Here is an 18,483-nt window from a genome sequence, read left to right as displayed (position 1 = left end):
GCTTTGCCAGCCCGGCTCAATGGGTCACGCGTGGAGTCAGCGAGTCCTGGCTGATTTCACCAATATAGATAAACAGAGCCTTGTGAGCTTCTGAATCCAGAGCCTTCAGCTCCCTGCTCGACTCGGTAAAGCGTCGCACCTGCTCATCATGATCACGCAGCAGGTAAGCCAACATGGCCTTTTCCCGCTCATAGGGATCGATGTTGTAATTCTTCTTGCGATTATCCATGACCTCCAACAAGGAAAAATGCCGTCGCTTGGTGGTCTCCATGGCATTGAAAGCCTGCCAGGCCTCCGCCGCGATACCGTTCAGCCATTCGTCCGGGCGCTCAGGCAATGCCTGACCCTGGGGCTTGTCTTCAGACTCACTCATGCACATTCTCTGTTATCTGCCTGCCTGTCATCAGGCACAGTTCAGACTACCAGAGCGATCATCAAGCTTCACGGCAGCACAAGCTTTATGACACACTGAGCCTTCAATTTTTCTCAGAAAATTCCTCGCCTCATCGTGGATGCCTCCGCCAACACCATCAAGACCCAACGCTATGCCAGTGGCGTGCAGGTTCTATGGAGCGACACGGCTGACACCATCAGCCTGTGCCAGAGCATTGCGACACACAGCTCGAGTGAAGAGAGCGCACTGGCAATCATCTGGTTCTCACCCACGCGGCATCAAGCCGCCGATATTGTCTCCCAACTGGCCGTACTGGCGCCTTCTCTGACCTTCTGCGGTTGCTCCACCAGCGGCGAAGTGACGCCTGATGGCATGCAGGAGCATGGTTTTGTCGTAATCTTGCTGCCAGCTCTCTGGTTCGAAGTCATGACACTGGTCATGGACAATGTCGCAGCCTTGGGCATGGAGACGATTGCCAGGCTCACCAGCGATACACGCAATCAGTTTCTTCTCGAACTGGGCAACCCGGATGACAAGCGCGGCCTGTTTGCCATGAACCTGATTGACGGGCTCTCCTACTCTGAGGAAACCGTCACAGTTGCCATCGATCGTGGCCTGGAAGGCATTCCCCTGATTGGTGGTTCGGCAGGAGACGACCTGCACTTCCAGAGCACCTCGCAGATAAGCAATGGCCAGGTCTTGAGCAGTGCCTCGGTTCTGACCCTGATTCACTGTCGCCTGCCCTGTCAGATATTCACCAACAACAATTTCGTCCCGACAGAACACAAACTGGTCGTCACCGAAGCTGATCCGGATCTGCGTCGTGTCAGTGAATTCAATGCTGAGCCTGCCGCCATCGCCTATGCCAATGCGATCGGCATGAGCACCGAAGAACTGAACGCTGGCAGCTTTGCCTCCTATTCAGTCATCGTGCGTTTTGGCGGCCGCTATTACTGTCGCGCCATCCAGCAATTGAATGATGATCAGTCTCTGACCTTCTTCTGTGCCATCGACAATGGCCTGGTGCTGACGGTGGCGCGCTCCGAAGGCATGGTTGCCTCTTCACGCAAGGCCATCGAAGAGGTTGAAACGGAAATCGGGGCCATCGATTTGATGTTCGGATTCGACTGCATCGCTCGCAAACTCGATGCACGCAACCGCCAGACCACACACCGGATATCGTCTCTTTACCGGGAAAAACGTTTCGTCGGCTTCAATGCCTATGGCGAACAGCTCAACTCACTACACGACAATCAAACCATTACCGGGATCGCCATTGGCGTCCCTCCCAAGCCATAGACGCGTTAATCATGGGCAGTGCCGAACAGGAGGAGCTACGCAAGCTTCGCAAGATCAACAAAGCTCTGATGGAACGGGTCGAACGCTCCATGGATCAGCAAGGCAATGCCTATTCCCTGTTTCAAGCCGCCATCGTGCTTGAGGAACAGGTGCGGCGCAGAACCATGGAGCTATCCAGCACACTGGTCGATCTGGAACAGACCAACCTGCAGCTGGTCACCGCCAAGGATGCTGCGGAGCAAGCCAACTTCTCAAAGACCCGTTTTCTGGCCTCAGCCAGTCACGATGTATTGCAACCTCTCAATGCTGCCATGCTACTGATGTCCTCACTCAGCACCATACAAGCCAGCGATGAAGGCGTGCGGCTATCCAGACAGGTTGAACAATCGCTGGAGACCATGGACGATCTGTTGCGTAATCTGCTGTACATGTCGCGACTCGATGCAGGCGATGTGCACCCTAACTGGCAAACCGTCTCACTCGACAATCTGTTCGATTCCATTGCCTCTGACTTCGAGCCGGTCGCCCGCGTTCGCAATCTCAAACTACGAGTCAAACGCAGCGGTCTGCACGTCTGGTCCGACCCCACCATGTTACGTCGTACCATTCAGAATATCGTCACCAACGCACTACGCTACACACGCGAAGGCGGCGCACTGCTGGTTGCCGGACGTCATGAAGGCAAGGTACATGTGCGCATTGCCGACACCGGCATCGGCATCGAACCCGCTCGCATCAAAGAGATCTTTGTCGAGTTCCATCGCTGCGCCCAGGGACAGAATGAACTGGATGGTTCCTATGCAGGCCTGGGTCTGGGCCTGGCCATCGTTGAACGTATGGTGAATGCGCTCGATATCGAGTTGACGGTCAATTCCCGTGTCGACAGAGGCTCCTGTTTCAAGCTGACCCTGCCCTTCAAGGAACCAACACAGTTTCTGGCAGGGGGCCGGATGCCCGAAAAGCTCAGCGGTGCGCAGCTTGCCAATACGAAAATACTATTGATCGAAAATGATCTGGTGGCGCTCAAGGCCATGAACACTCTACTGAGCCAGTGGGGATGTGACCTGCGTGTGGCCAGCTCCACCCAGGAAACCATGGATGTCCTGAACCATGACAAGTCCTGGGAACCGGACTTGATCATTGCCGATCAGCATCTGGACAACAATGAACGCGGCACCTCGATAATTCGCATCGTGCGCCAGCGTACCGGTCGACGTCTGCCGGCTGTTGTTGTCACTGCGGCCCCATCAGACAGACTCTGGGCCATGGCGGATCAACGGCGACTGGAAATCATGCAGAAGCCGGTCAAACCTGCACAACTACGAGCCCTGCTGATGCATCTGAGAGCGCGAGCCGCAGACCTGAGCGAGAACTAGACAGGCCTCACCGCGCACCAGCTCTCAGTTAAGGAAGCGTTTTTCCACATCGAACAGATCATCCTGATCCAGCTTTGACACTTCGATAACAGCCTGGGTACGACTGTGAACACTTAACTTGCGCAGGATTTCTGACACGTGCTTCTTGACCGTTGTGGCACCAACATCCAGCTCATAGGCAATCTGCTTGTTCAACAAACCTTCACGTAACATGAACAGTACGCGCAGCTGTTGCGGAGTCAGACTCAAGAGCCGCTCGATAATTCTGGCGTTGTCGTTCGCAGCATCGGCGCCATGATCCGTATCCAGCCTGTCTGGCACATAGATACCGCCTTCCATGATGATGGCGATGGCCGTTGCCAGCACCTCACGCCCCAGCGATTTGGGTAGAAATCCGGCAGCGCCATAAGTGATGGCCTCATCAATGATCTGCTCATTCTCAAGGCCTGATACGACCAGCACCGGTAACCTGGGGTGCAGAGTCCGCAGTCTGAGCAGGCCTTCAAAACCATTGACACCCGGAATATTCAGATCGAGCAAGGCAATATCAAACTCGCGATCTGCCTCGAGCACACTGACCGCATCATCCAGATTGCTCACCTCCCGGGACCTGGCCTCCGGGTACGCCAATGCCAGCGCTGAGCCCAATGCTTCTCTGAACAATGGGTGATCATCGATAATCAGAACTTGGGAAGGATCACTCATGATAGGGGTCGCTTGAATACCATCCGCTTCATCCTACGCGTGTCATGTAATTATGACTATTCGTTTTTAGGCCCAGAAGATTTACCCGGTTCAATCGCTGCATAATGGCAAACCAGCCAACGTTCAACGTGCTATTTTCGAGTCATTCATGAACAGCAGCCCGATGGTAACAACCGAGCCTCCAGACGATGCCAGCACGCAGGCAACACTGCCGGCGCTGGACATCAGCAAAGTCAGCTTCAACTATGGAAGCAAGCAAGCTCTGGACGATGTATCCATCCGCATCGAAGCGGCTGAAAACGTCATGTTGCTGGGAGCCAACGGCGCGGGCAAGAGCACTTTGTTTTCTCTGATCTGCGGACTGTTTGCCCCTGACAGCGGCTCCATAGCCATCAATGGCAAAACGTTGCTGCAGGGTGCCAATGCTCTGGCCCCTCTGGGCATCGTGTTCCAGTCACAGACGCTGGATCTGGATCTGAGTGTGGAACAGAACCTCATGTACTTCTGCGCCTTGCATGGCATCACTCGTCCAGATGCACGCCACCGTATCGACAGAGCGCTGCAACGTCTGGATTTACAGGATCGGCGCAACCACAAGGTACGCACTCTCAACGGTGGACATCGACGGCGAGTAGAGATTGCACGAGCCACACTGCACGATCCGAGCATTCTGCTGCTTGATGAACCGACGGTGGGATTGGACATACCGACCCGCACCGAACTTATCCACTACATCCACGCCCTGCCCGATCTGCAGGGCTGTGCGGTGCTCTGGGCCACTCACCTGATCGATGAGATAAGTGACAGCGATCGTGTGCTGATGATGCACAACGGGCAGCTGCAACGCGATGGTCTGGCCCAGCAGCTGTGTGCCGAGGAGCAGGTCGCTGACTTGACGGCACTCATGCAAAGGGTAATGCAATCATGAAACTCTACTGGCTGGCGATGGCCGGCATCGTACGCCGAGAGCTCATGCGTTTTCTCCAGCAGCGAGAGCGCTTCATCGCCGCCCTCGTGCGCCCCTTGCTGTGGCTGGTGGTCTTCGCTGCAGGCTTCCGGGCGGCTTTGGGTCTGTCCATCATTCCGCCCTACCAGACCTATATCAGCTACGAGGTTTATATCGTGCCAGGGCTGATCGGCATGATCCAGCTATTCAACGGCATGCAGTCCTCCCTGTCTATGGTCTATGACCAGGAGATGGGAAGTATGCGGGTGCTATTGACCGCACCTTTGCCTCGCTGGTATCTATTACTGTGCAAACTTCTCGCCAGCGTCATGGTCTCACTCATGCAGATTGCCACATTCCTGCTGGTAGCCTGGATAGCGGGTATCGAATTTGCCTTCGACGGTGTCTTGCTGGCACTACCGGTCATGATCCTCACGGGCATATTGCTGGGATCACTCGGATTGCTTATCGCATCGCTGGTCAAGCAACTGGAGAACTTTGCCGGAGTCATGAATTTTGTGATCTTTCCGATGTTCTTTCTTTCATCAGCGCTGTATCCCATCTGGAAAATGCGTGAATCCAGCGACTGGCTCGCCCGCATCTGCCAGTGGAATCCGTTCAGTCATGCCGTCGAAGCTATTCGCTTTGCCTTTTATGGTCAGTTCAACTTCATCGCCCTATTGGTGGTAACCGGCTGTACCCTGGCCTTTTTCATGGCCGCAAGCTGGTCATACAATCCTGCCCGACGCTTCCGGGCAGCCCGCACAGCATCAGCCTGAAGACCGGCCTTTAAGGGATCGTGAAACTATCCCTAACTCAAGTATCAGTTTGTCTGTTTCAGAAATCCTCAGTCACCCAGACGACTGACAATAGAATCGATCACCGGCCGATCCCGTTGCTGGCGAGGCGTATCAATATCGATGCTCCTGAGGATCTGCGCCGGTCGTTTACTGAACACCAGGATACGATCGGCCAGTGATGCCGCCTCCTCCGCATTGTGCGTCACCATCAGAATAGTCGTGGGACGTAGCTGCCACAGATCCAGCAACAGAGTACGCAAGCGTACCGCGGTAGGCTCGTCCAGCGAAACAAAGGGCTCATCCAGCACCAGTAGCTGTGGTCTGAGCACAAACGCCCGGGCCAGAGCCACCCGCCGTGCCAACCCCAATGATAATTGGTTGGGGTAGAAACCACGCAGATCCTCAAGTCCCAGATTGACCAGCAGCTCATCAAGAGAGTCATTCTGACGAGATTCTGGCAAGACCAGGCGAATGTTCTGTTCAACCGTGCGCCACGGTAACAAGCGAGGCTCCTGAAAGACCGCAGCTATCGGACCATTACCCGGCAAATGAATGCTGCCATCATATTGTTTATCCAATCCGAGAATCATTCGCAAGGTGGTGGTCTTGCCGCAACCAGATGGCCCTACGATGCAGGTGAATGAATTGGCAGGCAAAGAGAAATCCAGCGCACCCACAGCATGCAATGTATCGCCACCAGCCAGTGCAAAACGTCGCCCCTGAACACAGACACGCAAAGCTTGTTCCGTCATCAGGTCACTTTCCATTGCCGATTCAGACACGGGCACCACGCCATCGATTGGCATGTTTGTCCAGAGGCTGGAGAAGTAGATATTCCACCAGTAACATGACGCCAACGAACGCCAGGGTGTAGGCCAGGATGGTAGCCACATCAAACAACTGGAAGTACAGATGAATCTGAAATCCCACACCGTTGGAGCGTCCCAGCAATTCTACAATCAGGACGATCTTCCAGATAAGAGCAATACCCGAACGGGTCGCCGCTGCAAAAAATGGCTGTAACTGCGGCAAAACAACATGTCGCAGACGTTTCCAGAAACCGAAACGATACACCACTGCCACTTCGGCATACTCAGGGTTGAGCGAACGAGCCCCTTCGCGCAAGGTCACCACCACGTTGGGAATCTTGTTGAGAGCGACCGCACCAATCGCTGCAGCCTCATTCAGTCCGAACCAGATATAGCTGAGTACGATAATGACCAGCGCCGGAATATTGAGCAACAGAATCAGCCAGGGGTCTACCAGACGATCTGCCAATGGTTGCATACCAAGCCAGATGCCAATGGCAGAACCGATAGTCATCGCCACCAGAAAGGCGGCCAGCACCCGCAGCAAGGTGGCACCCAGATGAAAAAACAGATCACCGGCACGCCACTCGACCACCATCGACTGCCAGACAGCCATCGGGGTTGGCAAGGTCCGATCGTCCACAGCCTGTGCAGCCAATTGCCAGACCAGTAGAAACAGACCCAGGGACAGGACAAGCTGCCCCAGTGATTGAAGACGCCCCCCCTTCACCTGTCTATACCGATTGTGATTACGCTATCAGGGGTCATCATTGCAATATAGCTACTGTGGCATACCGTTCCAATAGGTGCCTTCGCTCATGTCTGGCGAGTTACCAACCAGCTTCTTGCCTCCCAATTCGCTCAACACACCGTAGATGATGCCGGCATCTTTCACTTCATCAGCTTGAGCGCGTGCTGGAATTCCTTCACGAAATCTATCACGCAGCACCGTCAGTGCAGCCGGTCCGTCCTTGATGTCGCCATTATCAGCCAGTCGCTGCCACTCGTCATCGGATTCAAGCATGATCTGTTTGGCGGCGCGCGAAGCCTTTACAAAGGCTGCTGCCGGATTATTTTCTGCCCAGCTGTCGGTGAACACATAACCAATGGCCGATACCGGACCGCTGGAACCCAGCGCATTAGCGGCCTGCTCGGCACTGACCAATCGACGAAAACCATCAGCTTCCAGTCGAGCACAGTAATGCCAGTAGTTGAGCACAGCATCAAGTTCACCGTCGCGCACCTTTTCTGCCAGCAAAGGGGGTGCTCCGAAAACGATTTCATTTTCCGCCGCCAGATCAAAACCGTATTCCTGCTTGGCCATGCCTTGTAGTAATAGCCAGCTCTTGTCCAGCGGACCACCGGCAACACCGATTTTCTGCCCTTTCAGATCTGCCAGGCTCTGCATTGGACTCTCGCCCGGCACCATGATGGCGCCCACTGAAGAGCTGTAGGGAACGAAGGTCATGTCGCGCTCTTCTGCACGTTGCCGGGAGACCCACAGCCAATCAGAAACAATGATATCAACGTCGCCTCCCAGCAAGGCAATTCGTGTGGCATCTCCGCCCGCAAACGGCACGATTTCCAGTTCAAAACCGTTAGCCTTGTCAAGACCATGATGCTGCATGGTTTTCAGCTCCCAGTTAACCGTACCGTACTTGAGAACCCCCACGCGCACCGTGGAATCTGCCGCTATCGCAGACACCGAAGCAAGACTCAGCATCAATACAAAACCCAACAGGTTTGTAAATCGCAATTTCATGTTTTCCCCATCGGTTTATCTTTAAAACAGTGTACACACTAGAACACACCGACAGACTCTGAGCTGTTGCACTTTGGTACCACACACTGTGACGCAGGCCGAGTCGAATGCTTGATAATTTCACGCCATTAACGCGCAATAGTACGAAATCCCTGACGATTCGGCATCTCGATAGTACTGAGCAGAGCGGCATCAAGCGAGTCCCCCGGTGCCAGCAAATCATTGAGCTCCAGTACGAATGCCAGAATGGCATAAAGCTCGTTCGCACTGAGCGAGGCCGGCTGTTCAGGTGGCATTGATCGATAGACATACTCGAATAGAGTTGCCGCGTTCGGCCAGAATGTGGCAATACCCCGATCGGGAAACTCACTGACCAGCAATGAACGATCACCCACCAATTCGACAGCCTTGCCACCTTGCCCCTGGCTACCATGACAAGCCGCACATTGCCGAGCATAGAGTATGGCGCCTTCTGTCGCAGTGCCTGCACCAGCAGGCAAGCCGCTACCATCGGCAAACACGTGTACCGGCAAGTCCAGCTTATCTGCATCACTCAGTGGCTGGCCAAGAGCCGGTCCCTCCCAGCGATCGCTGATCCATGTATCGGACGTATCCTCGACAAGTGCTGGTGTCAGCATCAAACAGCACGACACTAACAGCAGGCAAGTTGTCAGGCAGCGTGAGCCGCTACGCTCTTCAGCGGCCACTGAACATGAAACCATTTCTTTTCCCAAGCCAGACATCACGCATAAACATGACTGATGTCCCCATCAACATCGACGGCCCAGGCACAGATGCCGTTGTAGTGATAATAGACATTGCCTCCTTTGGCCGAGATCAATTCATCACGACTCGGCTGACGGGCACCGGCGGTGTCCGTTGCCCGGCTCATCAATACCTGAGCTCGTCCGTCCCAATGCCAGGGAAGTCTGAAGCGTGTCAGAGCGCGATCCAGAACCGGTTCCTGCAAATGGGCGGGTACCCAGTTTCTGCCGCCATCAGCGCTGAGTTCCACCGTCTGAATACGGCCTGCCCCACTCCAGGCCAACCCGCGTACTTCATAGTCGCCCGTCGTTGTCAGTTGCTGACCCACCGAAGGTGAGGTGATGATGGACTTCACGCCCATTTCGAAGGTCATGCGTTCGGCGATTCCATCCTTTTGCAGGTCGGTATAGCTGACCGTATCGAATCTTGACATCAACGGCACATCCGACAAACTCAGTGAACGCAGCCATTTCACATTAACGATACCTTCCCAGCCCGGCACCACCAGGCGAGCCGGATAACCATTTTCAGGCCGCAAGGCTTCGCCATTCTGATAGAGGGCGACCAGCACATCGTCCAGACATTTGGCTATCGGCAAACTGACCGTCACACCAGAGGCATCCATCGCATCCGCGATCAACCACTTGTCCTGTGTCGAGATGCCAGCCTCTTGCAACAAAACAGACAACGCCACTCCAGTCCATTCGCAGCCGGAGACGAGCCCATGCAAATGACCCGCAGCGGCTTGTACCGGCTGCGGCTTCCACAGCGTATTACTGTTGCCGCCACATTCAATGAACAGTATGCGAGATTGCAAGGGATATCGATGCAAATCAGCCAGGGAGTAGCGCAAACTTCGTTCACCGCTGGCGTTGACCAACAGTGACCACTCATCAGGATCTATCGAAGGCACGCCGTTATGATGTCGTTCAAAATGCAGACCGTTCGGCGTGATAGTGCCTTCAAGCTCGTGCAAAGGAGTCCAGCTGACGCCTTCACCGGGGACCGCCGGGTTGGCGGATATCCAGCGAATGGTTCGTTGCTCAGTGTCAGCTGGCTGGCCGTAATTTGAAAAACCACCGCCTGCTTCAGACCAGCTTGGCGGCTCTGCGGCATCGCTCACACCGGCCACCCCCGCTCCCAGCAACCCCAAACCACCAAGCTGTAGAAACGATCGTCGGTCGGTTCGCATCTGGGCAGTCTTTGCCGGATATAAGCGCTTGTTTTGCATGATCATCAATGCCGCGAGGCACTCTCCCCGGCAGGCAGTTCATCCAGCAGTGACAACAGCACATCAGCAACCAGCTCAGGCTGGTCCGCATGCACATGATGTCCGCTCTGTTGGGCAACAACCACTTTGCCCAGTGGACTGAGACTGGCCAGATCCTGTTGCAACTCTTCCCAGACAGCAGTTTTCAGATCACCCTTGTATTCACTGGCATGTAAATCCTTGCCCCGCCGGATAACTATCACCGGACAGCTCACCTCAACCCGACTTCTGCGTACCTGATAGGCAGACTCTCTGAAACCACCCATCTCTGCATGCAAAGCAGCATAGGTCTTGCGTGTACGGGAAAAACGCCGAATGTCTTCCTGCACATCGACAGGTAGGGCTGCGGGAATCTCGGGCGGACTGATAACAAAGCTAGCTCCTTTGGGCATCATGCTACTGCCCTTCAGTTTTTCCAGTCGTTCCAGTTGCAACTCGTGAGAAGTGTCTATCAGCACCAGACCGATTAGCTGTTCACTTCGTTGCAATGCCAGCATACGCGCAATAAAGCCACCAAAAGAATGGGCAACCAGAATCAATGGCCCCTTGATATTCATAGCCGTCAGCATCTGATCCGCTTCCATAGCCAGGTATCTTGCGGTGCGTGGTTTTGGTGAGCGCGTGCTCCAGCCGTAGCCTGCTCTATCGTAAACACAGACAGTCGCACGAGACATCAGCATCTGCTGTAATGGCCGCCATTCAAAGGCACTGCCGCCCAGACCAGGCTCGAACAAGATCGTGACATCGCCCTGGCCCTGACAATCAACACGCAGACGAAATCCATCAAGATTGACGAACTCACCCTGCATCTCATGCGGCGGCGCTAAAACCGCAGGAGAATCACTGGCCGCATGCGCCAAAGACAGATTCATGGTCCAGCCGCAAAACCAAATGCTCCAGATCAATACACGCCCTACACGCCCTACACGCCAACAGACATTACCAGCAGTCAGGCAATGAGGCTGCTGGCTGGGGATCATGGCAGGTATTGCGCCAGATCCCTGAGTACATCACTAAGCGTCTCCTCCAGCTCAACTGGTTGATCACACAAGGAGCGGATGGCGTGTTCACGCTGGTCGTACACACGCTCATGCCATTTCAATGTCGCCAGCAATTCCTCGCGTTGCGCATCAGGTGCGGATTCCGGCTCGCCCTCAGAGCTCTCTTCCAGTGAGCTGATGCCATTGAGTGTCTCGCCGATTTGTCCTGCAATTGCAATCTGCTGACGGGTATAGCGCTTGATGCCACGGATGTATTGCTGACGAAGCCCATTGGTCACATCCAGGATACCCGCCGCCAGCAGGCTCAGCCGCTCCTCTTTCTGCGGATCTGGAACGCCTTGTGCAAAAGCCCTGACCGTCTCTTCTTCAGCCTCGGTATAAGCGGGCATATCACCCAGACGTTCTGCCAGCGGACGAATGACAGTATCGCTCTTCCACAAGCCATGCATCGACTCTTCAATGGGAAGAGGCCACATGACAGCCGCCGATATTTCCGGTACCAGTCTCTGTATACAAGGCCATTCGACATCGCCATCTTGCGCCAGGCTCTGCCCGCCATAGGTAGAAACGCTCAGCAAGACACACACAGACAAGTTTCGACAAGCCTGCCTGGCAGCCGCTGTTTTCATGGCCTTACCACCACACCCCACGGTAAACGCCCGACCTTGACGGACTTCAAGACTTTCATTTTCTTCAGATCGATAACTGATACATCACCACCAACACCATTGGTTGTAAACAGACGATCCTGATCCGGTGAGAATGCCATGTTCCAGACTCGGGGTCCGACCAGCAGATATTTCTCCACTTCATAGCTTTGCATATCCACCACCGCTATTCTGGCTGCAGGTCCCAGAGCGATATAGGCCTTGTTACTGCCATCGGAAGACAACTTGATTCCCACAGGCTGAATAGCCTCGGGCGGCAGACCTCGAACTTCAAATGAAATTGAATGCTCGATTTCCCGAGTCTCGGCATTGATGATGGATACCGTGCCACCAATCTCCGAAGATACCCACACTTCTGTTCCATCGGGCTTGAACTGGGCGACACGCGGCCGGGAATCAACCAGTACGTTATCATCGATTTCGAGCGTTTCGGTATTGATGAAATGGGCCATATTGGTGGTCTCCGAGGTGTTGACCAACCACTTTCCATCCGGGCTCAAGCCAATGCCTTCAGGCTCGATACCGACGGGTATTTCAACCACTTTGCGTCGTTCATCGACATCGACCACAGTAACCAGATTGTCGTCTTCGTTGGCTATATACAGGCGGCGTCCATCGGGACTCAAAGCCATCAGTTCCGGATCAGGACCCGAGGGCAAGGTATGTGTGACTTTACCCGTGTCAAGATTCAGTACTTCTACATGATCATCATCACTGGTACACATATACAGCTCGTTACCATCCTGACTCAGAACAATCCCGCGAGGTCGCTGACCGACAGTGATCGTGTCAATCACTTCCAGAGACTCGCCATCGATAACGCTGACGGTATTGTCTTTTTCGTTGGAGACGTAAATCGTATACGCCATTGCCGGCGAAGCCAGGCCCATCATCAGACTCGACAGTAATGCTATTCGACTCATTCTGTGCATTGCTTGTTTCCTCAGCTAAATTCAAGGGTTCGTGAAAAAGTCATTTATCGCGAGCTCTAAGAGTTGAATTGCGTACAAACCGATTCCGGTTCATCAATACCCAGCGTATCCAGTTCACTGACCTGATGAAGAAACCCCTCTTGCGGTGAAACACTGACCAGCATGCGTGGTGCCACCAGCAAGATGGGTTGACGCAACTGTCCGTTCCAGCCTCGGAAAGTCAGTGGCACACCCTTGAAGGCGGCCAGCTTGAAATCCTTAGACAATAGATATTCACGCACCTGTTGCACCTGCGCAGAACTGGTTTTAGTGACGCCCTCGGCAATGGCACGCAGAGCGGCCCAGGCTGCATAATCACGTTCTGTCATGTCCCGACCAGCCAATTGATGGAAGCGACGCTGGATCTGGGTAGCTCCCCATTGCTCCTGGGTACGATCCCAGCTGGTAGGCACCAGACCCTGCGTGCCAGCCACTGGCCGAGGCTCAGTCATGCGATAGGAAAAATACTCGCCAAATTCATCCTGCTCATCTGCCACCAATACAAGATCATGATCCTTGAAACGACTGAACACGGGTATTTCCTGCTGCACACTGTGATGACCAGAGTCAGTGCGGCGCGCGCCAGGTACAGAGGTCCAGTTCTTGTTTTCGACAATCTTCAGTCCGAAGCGCTTCATCGACTGCTGCAAGGATTGAGCATACAGGCGATCATTTTCATGTCTGCCAGTAACCAGCACCAGCTCGTCCCAACGTTTCCAGGATAGGAACTGCGCCAGTGCATCTGTCAACATGGCTCGGCTGGGGGCAACATGGAAGATGCCGGCTCGGCAACTCTCGTTACGTAGATGATTATCGGTGGAGCGCACATTGAACAGCAGCGCCTCCGCGAAGGTGTCCGCTAACGTTATCAAGTCCGCGGCATCCAGATCCGCAACGATCAACACTCGACCGGCTTCGACAAAGGGCCGGACCAGTTCGACAATATCGCCGTTTTCAGTTGCCACGACACTTTCCATCGAATACGCATGTCCCAGGAAATTGCCGGTCGTCTGATTATCATTAAGCCCCAGCTGTGCTCCCAGCAGACCATTCTGATCGGGTGGAATATCCAGTAGAGACAAAGGAATCTGAACGGGCTCTTCGCGGCTGACATAGAGCAACGGAACTTCCAGCTCTTGCTTCGCCCAGGCAGCGGGTGTCAATACCAGAATGGTACAGACAACCCCCAAAGCCTTGCGCAGCATCTGCCCGATCTTATTGCTATCGGATTGGCATGCTTTCATAGCGCACCTCCACTACTTGATAGTGAACGTGGCTTTCTGAGTCTCCCCGGTTGTACCGGGAATACGAACCTCGTAGGTACCGGGCCGAATAGCTATGAACTTCAGTGTCGCTGTACCTTCATCGTCAAACTCAAGACTGTCGATACCCAAAGGTCTGATTTCGATATCGTTGATCACGACTTCATCCATCCAGACATTCCGGAAAAACTGGGAACCCGAGATAGCCAGCTCTGCTGAACCGTCACAGACAATATCTATCGAATAATATCCGCCAGATTCCAGCTCATAAGGCGCGTCCGCCAGCGGCATACCCGAAGAGAGCGTAATCGGCTCAAGCTTGGTTGCACCGCCTGTCAACAAACCCGCCTGTGCATAAACTGTGGATGCACCAAAAACACTTGCCAGCAACAAGACTGTTGAAGCTATCCGCTTTTTCATCATTACATCTCCCTTTAAAGGCAATTATGAATTTTCAGTTATCTGTCTGATTTTTCTGACAGCCTGCGAGCGGCCTGACAAATCAGCCAAACCGCCTGCAAATAGTGTGATCGTCGCTTAACGATCTGTCTGACGTTTTCCTTCTGCAGGCTCCAGCATTTCCAGCTCATACCCTTCGAACTTCCAGTCTTCTATACCCTCAGCCAACCAGAACACCGAAGAATAACCATATTCCAAAGCACGTTTGGCGGCGTTCCAGGACATCCAGCAGTTTGTCCGGCAATAGAAAACCAGCGCATGTTTCAAATCGCCTTCAGTCAATTTTTCCAGATGAGTCCTGAAATAGGTCTCCGTCACTACTGACAACAGGCCGTAACCCACGTCGGGTAACCACACCGCACCAGCAACGCCTTCATGCGGGACCGGCAACCATAACTGGTCTTCCGGCAACTCTTCCGGCTGCCGATGTTCGGGAATGACGTCCACGATCACCGCGCCCTTGTCTTGCTGCAATTCCAACGCTTCAACGGCGCTAATACGTACCGCTCCAGACAAGGTATCTGGCACCTCGTCATCGTACCGTTCCATCCGGTATTCGGCAGGCTCTTCCACCGCCATGACAGAGAAACAACCCAGACACAGCAATAACGTCAACCACAGCTGCTTGTTATGGATTGCTATCTCGCAACTCCCCAAGATCATTCAGTAATGGCACGCCGTACTCTTTGAGTATCTCGTCGATCTGCGGTTGCAGCTTCGCCAGCACTTCATTGATCTCGTGTTTCCAGTCTGTCTCGTTGTATCGTACGGCCATCGATACGCGGTAATTCATGCGAACTCTGCGATCTTCGTTCAACAATGGCGTGACCACCAGCGGCTCTTCTGACTGACTCGCAAAATAGCCAGCTATCGGCCCCCAGATAAACGCAACATCGGTCTCTCCTGAAGCCACATCCAACACTGCCTGCCTGGCGGGCGCATTACGCCGAGTATCTGCAAGGAGATGATAAGGTTTGATGTTTCCCATCAAGCCCTGACCCGCAAGAATATCGCCAGGGGGTGTGCCTGCCACGATTCCCAGTCGTAACGATTTCAGCCGCGGGTCCGTGATCGTGACAAGTGGCTCACCCAGTGATTTTCGATAAACAATCGAATACGCAGAGTGATAGTACGGATTAGTATTCTGAACCGTCTCGCTGGTCGTTGTGATGCCTGAAACAAGATCACACTGACGTAATTTCAATGTATTTCTGATAAAGCCTGTGGTCTGGGGAAACCAGGTATATAGAACTTCTCGCCCCAACTCCTTGCCGATCAATTCCACTATCCGGTTCTCGAATCCCTCACCCGCCTTGTTGGAGAAAGGCAGGTTGCTGGGATCGGCACAAACGCGCAAATGCGATGTTGTGAGTGCCTGACGTCCGGTACTTGCTGCCTGCGTCAGACTGGCAGCCGTGGCAAGAACAACCACGGACAGCAAGACAACGATTCGAGCAATCTTCACCACGTCTATCCGGTTAGCTGAAAACATGAGCCATTAACAGACATATCAATATCAGGATTTCTTCTTGGGGATTTTTTCTGGACGCCCTGGCGGTAGAGCATCTGCGGCACGAGCCGAGAGGTATCGATAGATATCATCCAGATGCTTGGTAATATTCTTGTCAATGGCAAACGATGGCATGGCGTTTACGGCTCCGGAGGCATCGGTTGTCTGTCTACCTTCGTACACGGTTTTCTTGAATGTTTCGTAGTCCATGGTTTTCAGCGATTCAACCAGAGCCGGGGCAATGCTACTACCCAAGGCATCCTGACCGTGACAGGCATGACACGTACCGTGGAAACGACGATATCCGTTGTAGGTTGCCTTGTCGACTTTCCCGTCTTCTACAACGTACTGCGGCACATCCCCCTCAGAAGCATTCGCAAACGTTGGCGACAGAACGAAAAGGCATAGTGCGAGTGTTTGGACTTTGTTCATGGCAGATTATGAAAACGGTTCGGTAATGTCTTGATACGAATAAAGTAGCGAGTCGTCTAACTGAACCTGCCACTCAATCATCACTGAAGAAGAATGGATTACAGACGCCTGACAGTAAGAACACGTACTCGTCACATCAAACCGACGAGCACGTGTCTCTTTCAGGCCAGATTGGCTGTAATTACAGAGCAAAAACCGTCAGCACACCACCCAGAGCGGTGTAACTGGACAGTGACTTATAGGCACCTACTGCACCCAGACCGTCTGTATCACCGGAAAGACCGGCAGCAAAACCGATGCCGGCCCATCCGCCCAGGCCTGACAACACACCGATGTACTGTTTGCCATCGTGCTCCCAGGTCGTTACGTTACCAATGATGGAAGACGGTGTTTTGAAGCGATACAGCTCTTCACCCGTTTCAGCATTGATAGCCTTCAGATGACCTTCCAGCGTGCCGTAAAAAACAACGTTACCGGCCGTTGCCAGAGCACCGCTCCAGACTGAGAAAGCTTCAGGGATAGACCATTTGATTTCACCTTTGGCAGCATCCCAGGCAATGAAGTTACCCAGGTTGTCGGTACCATCTTCGGTAACCTTGCCAGCTGGGAACATGGATAGCGTTGCACCAACGTACGGTTGTCCTGCTGTGTACTCCACTTCAAACGGCTCGTAATCCATGCACACGTGATTCGTTGGTACATAGAACAGATTGGTGTCCGGCGAGTAGGCTGCTGGTTGTTGATCTTTTGATCCCAGTGCTGCCGGGCAGACGTTTGTTGTATTGACATCTTCACCATTCTGACCGGTTGAGTATTCGGCAACCACTTGAGGACGACCAGTCTTCATATCGACATGTGTTGCCCAGTTGACAGCCGGATCAAACTTTTCGGCAACCAGCAATTCACCACTAACGCGATCCATGGTGTAGCCAAAACCGTTACGATCAAAGTGAACCAGCGTCTTGCGATCTTCACCGTCGATTTCCTGATCAACCAGAATCATCTCGTTGACACCATCAAAATCCCACTCATCGTGTGGCGTCATCTGGTAGACCCACTTGGTCATGCCAGTGTCGATGTCGCGAGCAAAGATTGTCATTGACCAGCGATTGTCGCCCGGTCGCTGTACAGGGTTCCAGGTACTTGGATTACCGGTGCCGTAATAGATCAGATTTTCTTCCGGATCAAAGGAGAACCAGCCCCAGGTTGTGCCACCACCGATCTTCCACTGGTCACCTTCCCAAGTTGCGGTGCCTGAGTCGACGCCCACAGCTTGTCCCAGATGTGTGGTCTTTTCAGGATCCATCAGAGTCATGTCATCAGGACCCGTGGAATAGCCACGCCATGCCTGTGAACCATCTGCAATGTTGTAGGCCGTGATGCTGCCGTGAACACCAAACTCACCACCGGATATACCCAGGAATACCTTGTCGTTATAGACCATCGGTGCTGCCGTACCACTTTCACCTTTGCCCGGGTCACCGTTCTTGACTGACCAGACGACGTCCCCATTCTCGACATCCAGCGCCACGAGTGTCGTGTCAGCCTGGTGCAGGAATATCTTCCCGTCGCCATAAGCAAGTCCACGGTTGACGGTATCGCAGCACATGACCGGAATGACCGCCGGATCCTGCTTGGGCTCGTACATCCACTTGATGCGGCCCTCTTCGTTCAAGTCCATCGCATAAACACGATTAGGAAACGGCGTATGCAAGTACATGGTGTCGCCGATAACCAGCGGCCCCCCTTCATGACCACGCAGGACACCGGTCGAGAATGTCCATACAGGCTGCAGATCTTTCGCATTTTCAGCGGTAATCTGATCCAGTTTACTGTAGCGCGTATTGGCGTAATCGCCTGTCTGCATAGCCCAGTTAGCAGGATTGCCGGACAACTCCTTGACCTCGTCATTGGCGCTTGCGGTACCGACTCCCGCAAGTACCGTAGCCAGCGTGGCTATCACCGTCGTTCTGGCGAAGCTTTTTATCATTGCTCTCTCCACAGTTTGATTGAGATATTTGAATTACTCAAAATACTTGATGTTCCCATTCAAC

Annotated in this window: 20 protein-coding genes; 4 read left to right on the top strand and 16 right to left on the bottom strand. The window is 53.6% G+C overall.

The features are described 5' to 3' along the window. Positions 1-16: 16 nt before the first annotated feature. A complete protein-coding gene (locus IMCC3135_RS00570; RefSeq protein ID WP_157735668.1) occupies positions 17-373 on the bottom strand; it encodes a hypothetical protein in 357 nt (118 codons plus the stop codon). Between the two features lie 135 nt (positions 374-508). Here IMCC3135_RS00570 and IMCC3135_RS00565 point away from each other — a divergent pair, with 135 nt between their 5' ends. Both IMCC3135_RS00565 and IMCC3135_RS00560 read left to right on the top strand, forming a co-directional pair. Then, complete coding sequence (locus IMCC3135_RS00565; protein ID WP_088915797.1) at positions 509-1,693, top strand: FIST N-terminal domain-containing protein; 1,185 nt, start codon at positions 509-511, stop codon at positions 1,691-1,693. 11 nt (positions 1,694-1,704) lie between these two features. Then, complete coding sequence (locus IMCC3135_RS00560; protein WP_088915796.1) at positions 1,705-3,069, top strand: ATP-binding response regulator; 1,365 nt, start codon at positions 1,705-1,707, stop codon at positions 3,067-3,069. 24 nt (positions 3,070-3,093) lie between these two features. Here the strand turns inward: IMCC3135_RS00560 and IMCC3135_RS00555 are convergent, their stop codons facing one another. Further along, positions 3,094-3,774, bottom strand: coding sequence for a response regulator transcription factor (locus tag IMCC3135_RS00555; RefSeq protein ID WP_088915795.1), 681 nt, complete (start codon positions 3,772-3,774; stop codon positions 3,094-3,096). Positions 3,775-3,922: 148 nt separating this feature from the next. On the opposite strand from IMCC3135_RS00555, the gene IMCC3135_RS00550 reads away from it, so the two are divergent. Continuing rightward, positions 3,923-4,702, top strand: coding sequence for an ATP-binding cassette domain-containing protein (locus IMCC3135_RS00550; protein ID WP_205737847.1), 780 nt, complete (start codon positions 3,923-3,925; stop codon positions 4,700-4,702). Next, positions 4,699-5,499, top strand: a complete 801-nt coding sequence (locus IMCC3135_RS00545; RefSeq protein WP_088915794.1) for an ABC transporter permease — start codon at positions 4,699-4,701, stop codon at positions 5,497-5,499. Before IMCC3135_RS00550 ends, IMCC3135_RS00545 begins: the two co-directional genes overlap by 4 nt. 68 nt (positions 5,500-5,567) lie before the next feature. On the opposite strand, the gene IMCC3135_RS00540 is transcribed toward IMCC3135_RS00545, so the two are convergent. From IMCC3135_RS00540 to IMCC3135_RS00475, 14 genes are all read right to left on the bottom strand, one after another. Continuing rightward, the gene (locus tag IMCC3135_RS00540; protein WP_205737846.1) at positions 5,568-6,326 is read right to left on the bottom strand and encodes an ABC transporter ATP-binding protein; all 759 of its coding nucleotides are present in this window, start codon (positions 6,324-6,326) and stop codon (positions 5,568-5,570) included. Next, complete coding sequence (locus IMCC3135_RS00535) at positions 6,295-7,059, bottom strand: ABC transporter permease (RefSeq protein ID WP_236994721.1); 765 nt, start codon at positions 7,057-7,059, stop codon at positions 6,295-6,297. Before IMCC3135_RS00535 ends, IMCC3135_RS00540 begins: the two co-directional genes overlap by 32 nt. Positions 7,060-7,110: 51 nt before the next feature. Next, entirely contained in the window at positions 7,111-8,091 is a 981-nt protein-coding gene (locus tag IMCC3135_RS00530) for an ABC transporter substrate-binding protein (protein ID WP_088915793.1), read from the bottom strand. 128 nt (positions 8,092-8,219) lie between these two features. Continuing rightward, the gene (locus IMCC3135_RS00525) at positions 8,220-8,813 is read right to left on the bottom strand and encodes a c-type cytochrome (protein WP_157735667.1); all 594 of its coding nucleotides are present in this window, start codon (positions 8,811-8,813) and stop codon (positions 8,220-8,222) included. A gap of 20 nt (positions 8,814-8,833) precedes the next feature. Beyond that, on the bottom strand, positions 8,834-10,087 hold the full coding sequence (soxC, locus tag IMCC3135_RS00520) for a sulfite dehydrogenase (RefSeq protein WP_205737845.1): 1,254 nt from the start codon (positions 10,085-10,087) through the stop codon (positions 8,834-8,836). Between the two features lie 5 nt (positions 10,088-10,092). Then, positions 10,093-10,998, bottom strand: coding sequence for an alpha/beta fold hydrolase (locus IMCC3135_RS00515; protein ID WP_157735666.1), 906 nt, complete (start codon positions 10,996-10,998; stop codon positions 10,093-10,095). Between the two features lie 104 nt (positions 10,999-11,102). Beyond that, positions 11,103-11,756, bottom strand: a complete 654-nt coding sequence (locus IMCC3135_RS00510) for a hypothetical protein (protein ID WP_157735665.1) — start codon at positions 11,754-11,756, stop codon at positions 11,103-11,105. Beyond that, on the bottom strand, positions 11,753-12,718 hold the full coding sequence (locus tag IMCC3135_RS00505) for a YVTN family beta-propeller repeat protein (protein ID WP_236994720.1): 966 nt from the start codon (positions 12,716-12,718) through the stop codon (positions 11,753-11,755). Before IMCC3135_RS00505 ends, IMCC3135_RS00510 begins: the two co-directional genes overlap by 4 nt. Before the next feature lie 65 nt (positions 12,719-12,783). Then, positions 12,784-14,010, bottom strand: a complete 1,227-nt coding sequence (locus tag IMCC3135_RS00500) for an ABC transporter substrate-binding protein (protein WP_205737844.1) — start codon at positions 14,008-14,010, stop codon at positions 12,784-12,786. Between the two features lie 12 nt (positions 14,011-14,022). Beyond that, complete coding sequence (locus IMCC3135_RS00495; protein ID WP_088915787.1) at positions 14,023-14,451, bottom strand: hypothetical protein; 429 nt, start codon at positions 14,449-14,451, stop codon at positions 14,023-14,025. A 114-nt stretch (positions 14,452-14,565) separates the two neighbouring features. Beyond that, positions 14,566-15,102: a rhodanese-like domain-containing protein gene (locus IMCC3135_RS00490; RefSeq protein ID WP_157735661.1), complete on the bottom strand. Its 537-nt coding sequence runs from the start codon at positions 15,100-15,102 to the stop codon at positions 14,566-14,568. 13 nt (positions 15,103-15,115) lie between these two features. Beyond that, positions 15,116-15,952, bottom strand: a complete 837-nt coding sequence (locus IMCC3135_RS00485) for a substrate-binding domain-containing protein (RefSeq protein WP_157735660.1) — start codon at positions 15,950-15,952, stop codon at positions 15,116-15,118. A gap of 51 nt (positions 15,953-16,003) precedes the next feature. Next, a complete protein-coding gene (locus IMCC3135_RS00480; RefSeq protein WP_088915784.1) occupies positions 16,004-16,429 on the bottom strand; it encodes a c-type cytochrome in 426 nt (141 codons plus the stop codon). A 181-nt stretch (positions 16,430-16,610) separates the two neighbouring features. Next, positions 16,611-18,419, bottom strand: a complete 1,809-nt coding sequence (locus IMCC3135_RS00475) for a methanol/ethanol family PQQ-dependent dehydrogenase (RefSeq protein ID WP_088915783.1) — start codon at positions 18,417-18,419, stop codon at positions 16,611-16,613. Positions 18,420-18,483 lie beyond the last annotated feature (64 nt).

It is taken from the genome of Granulosicoccus antarcticus IMCC3135 (genome assembly GCF_002215215.1).
Taxonomy (GTDB): Bacteria; Pseudomonadota; Gammaproteobacteria; order Granulosicoccales; family Granulosicoccaceae; genus Granulosicoccus; species Granulosicoccus antarcticus.
This window is presented reverse-complemented; position numbering and strand designations above follow the sequence as displayed.

What these genes read in the sequence shown, in the direction of transcription:
- IMCC3135_RS00480 (WP_088915784.1), bottom strand. Translation starts at nt 16,429, where the DNA reads ATGAACAAAGTCCAAACACTCGCACTATGCCTTTTCGTTCTGTCGCCA.
- IMCC3135_RS00505 (WP_236994720.1), bottom strand. Translation starts at nt 12,718, where the DNA reads ATGAGTCGAATAGCATTACTGTCGAGTCTGATGATGGGCCTGGCTTCG.
- IMCC3135_RS00540 (WP_205737846.1), bottom strand. Translation starts at nt 6,326, where the DNA reads ATGCCAATCGATGGCGTGGTGCCCGTGTCTGAATCGGCAATGGAAAGT.
- IMCC3135_RS00500 (WP_205737844.1), bottom strand. Translation starts at nt 14,010, where the DNA reads ATGAAAGCATGCCAATCCGATAGCAATAAGATCGGGCAGATGCTGCGC.
- IMCC3135_RS00550 (WP_205737847.1), top strand. Translation starts at nt 3,923, where the DNA reads ATGAACAGCAGCCCGATGGTAACAACCGAGCCTCCAGACGATGCCAGC.
- soxC (WP_205737845.1), bottom strand. Translation starts at nt 10,087, where the DNA reads ATGCAAAACAAGCGCTTATATCCGGCAAAGACTGCCCAGATGCGAACC.
- IMCC3135_RS00525 (WP_157735667.1), bottom strand. Translation starts at nt 8,813, where the DNA reads ATGGTTTCATGTTCAGTGGCCGCTGAAGAGCGTAGCGGCTCACGCTGC.
- IMCC3135_RS00515 (WP_157735666.1), bottom strand. Translation starts at nt 10,998, where the DNA reads ATGAATCTGTCTTTGGCGCATGCGGCCAGTGATTCTCCTGCGGTTTTA.
- IMCC3135_RS00545 (WP_088915794.1), top strand. Translation starts at nt 4,699, where the DNA reads ATGAAACTCTACTGGCTGGCGATGGCCGGCATCGTACGCCGAGAGCTC.
- IMCC3135_RS00495 (WP_088915787.1), bottom strand. Translation starts at nt 14,451, where the DNA reads ATGATGAAAAAGCGGATAGCTTCAACAGTCTTGTTGCTGGCAAGTGTT.
- IMCC3135_RS00530 (WP_088915793.1), bottom strand. Translation starts at nt 8,091, where the DNA reads ATGAAATTGCGATTTACAAACCTGTTGGGTTTTGTATTGATGCTGAGT.
- IMCC3135_RS00570 (WP_157735668.1), bottom strand. Translation starts at nt 373, where the DNA reads ATGAGTGAGTCTGAAGACAAGCCCCAGGGTCAGGCATTGCCTGAGCGC.
- IMCC3135_RS00510 (WP_157735665.1), bottom strand. Translation starts at nt 11,756, where the DNA reads ATGAAAACAGCGGCTGCCAGGCAGGCTTGTCGAAACTTGTCTGTGTGT.
- IMCC3135_RS00475 (WP_088915783.1), bottom strand. Translation starts at nt 18,419, where the DNA reads ATGATAAAAAGCTTCGCCAGAACGACGGTGATAGCCACGCTGGCTACG.
- IMCC3135_RS00555 (WP_088915795.1), bottom strand. Translation starts at nt 3,774, where the DNA reads ATGAGTGATCCTTCCCAAGTTCTGATTATCGATGATCACCCATTGTTC.
- IMCC3135_RS00560 (WP_088915796.1), top strand. Translation starts at nt 1,705, where the DNA reads ATGGGCAGTGCCGAACAGGAGGAGCTACGCAAGCTTCGCAAGATCAAC.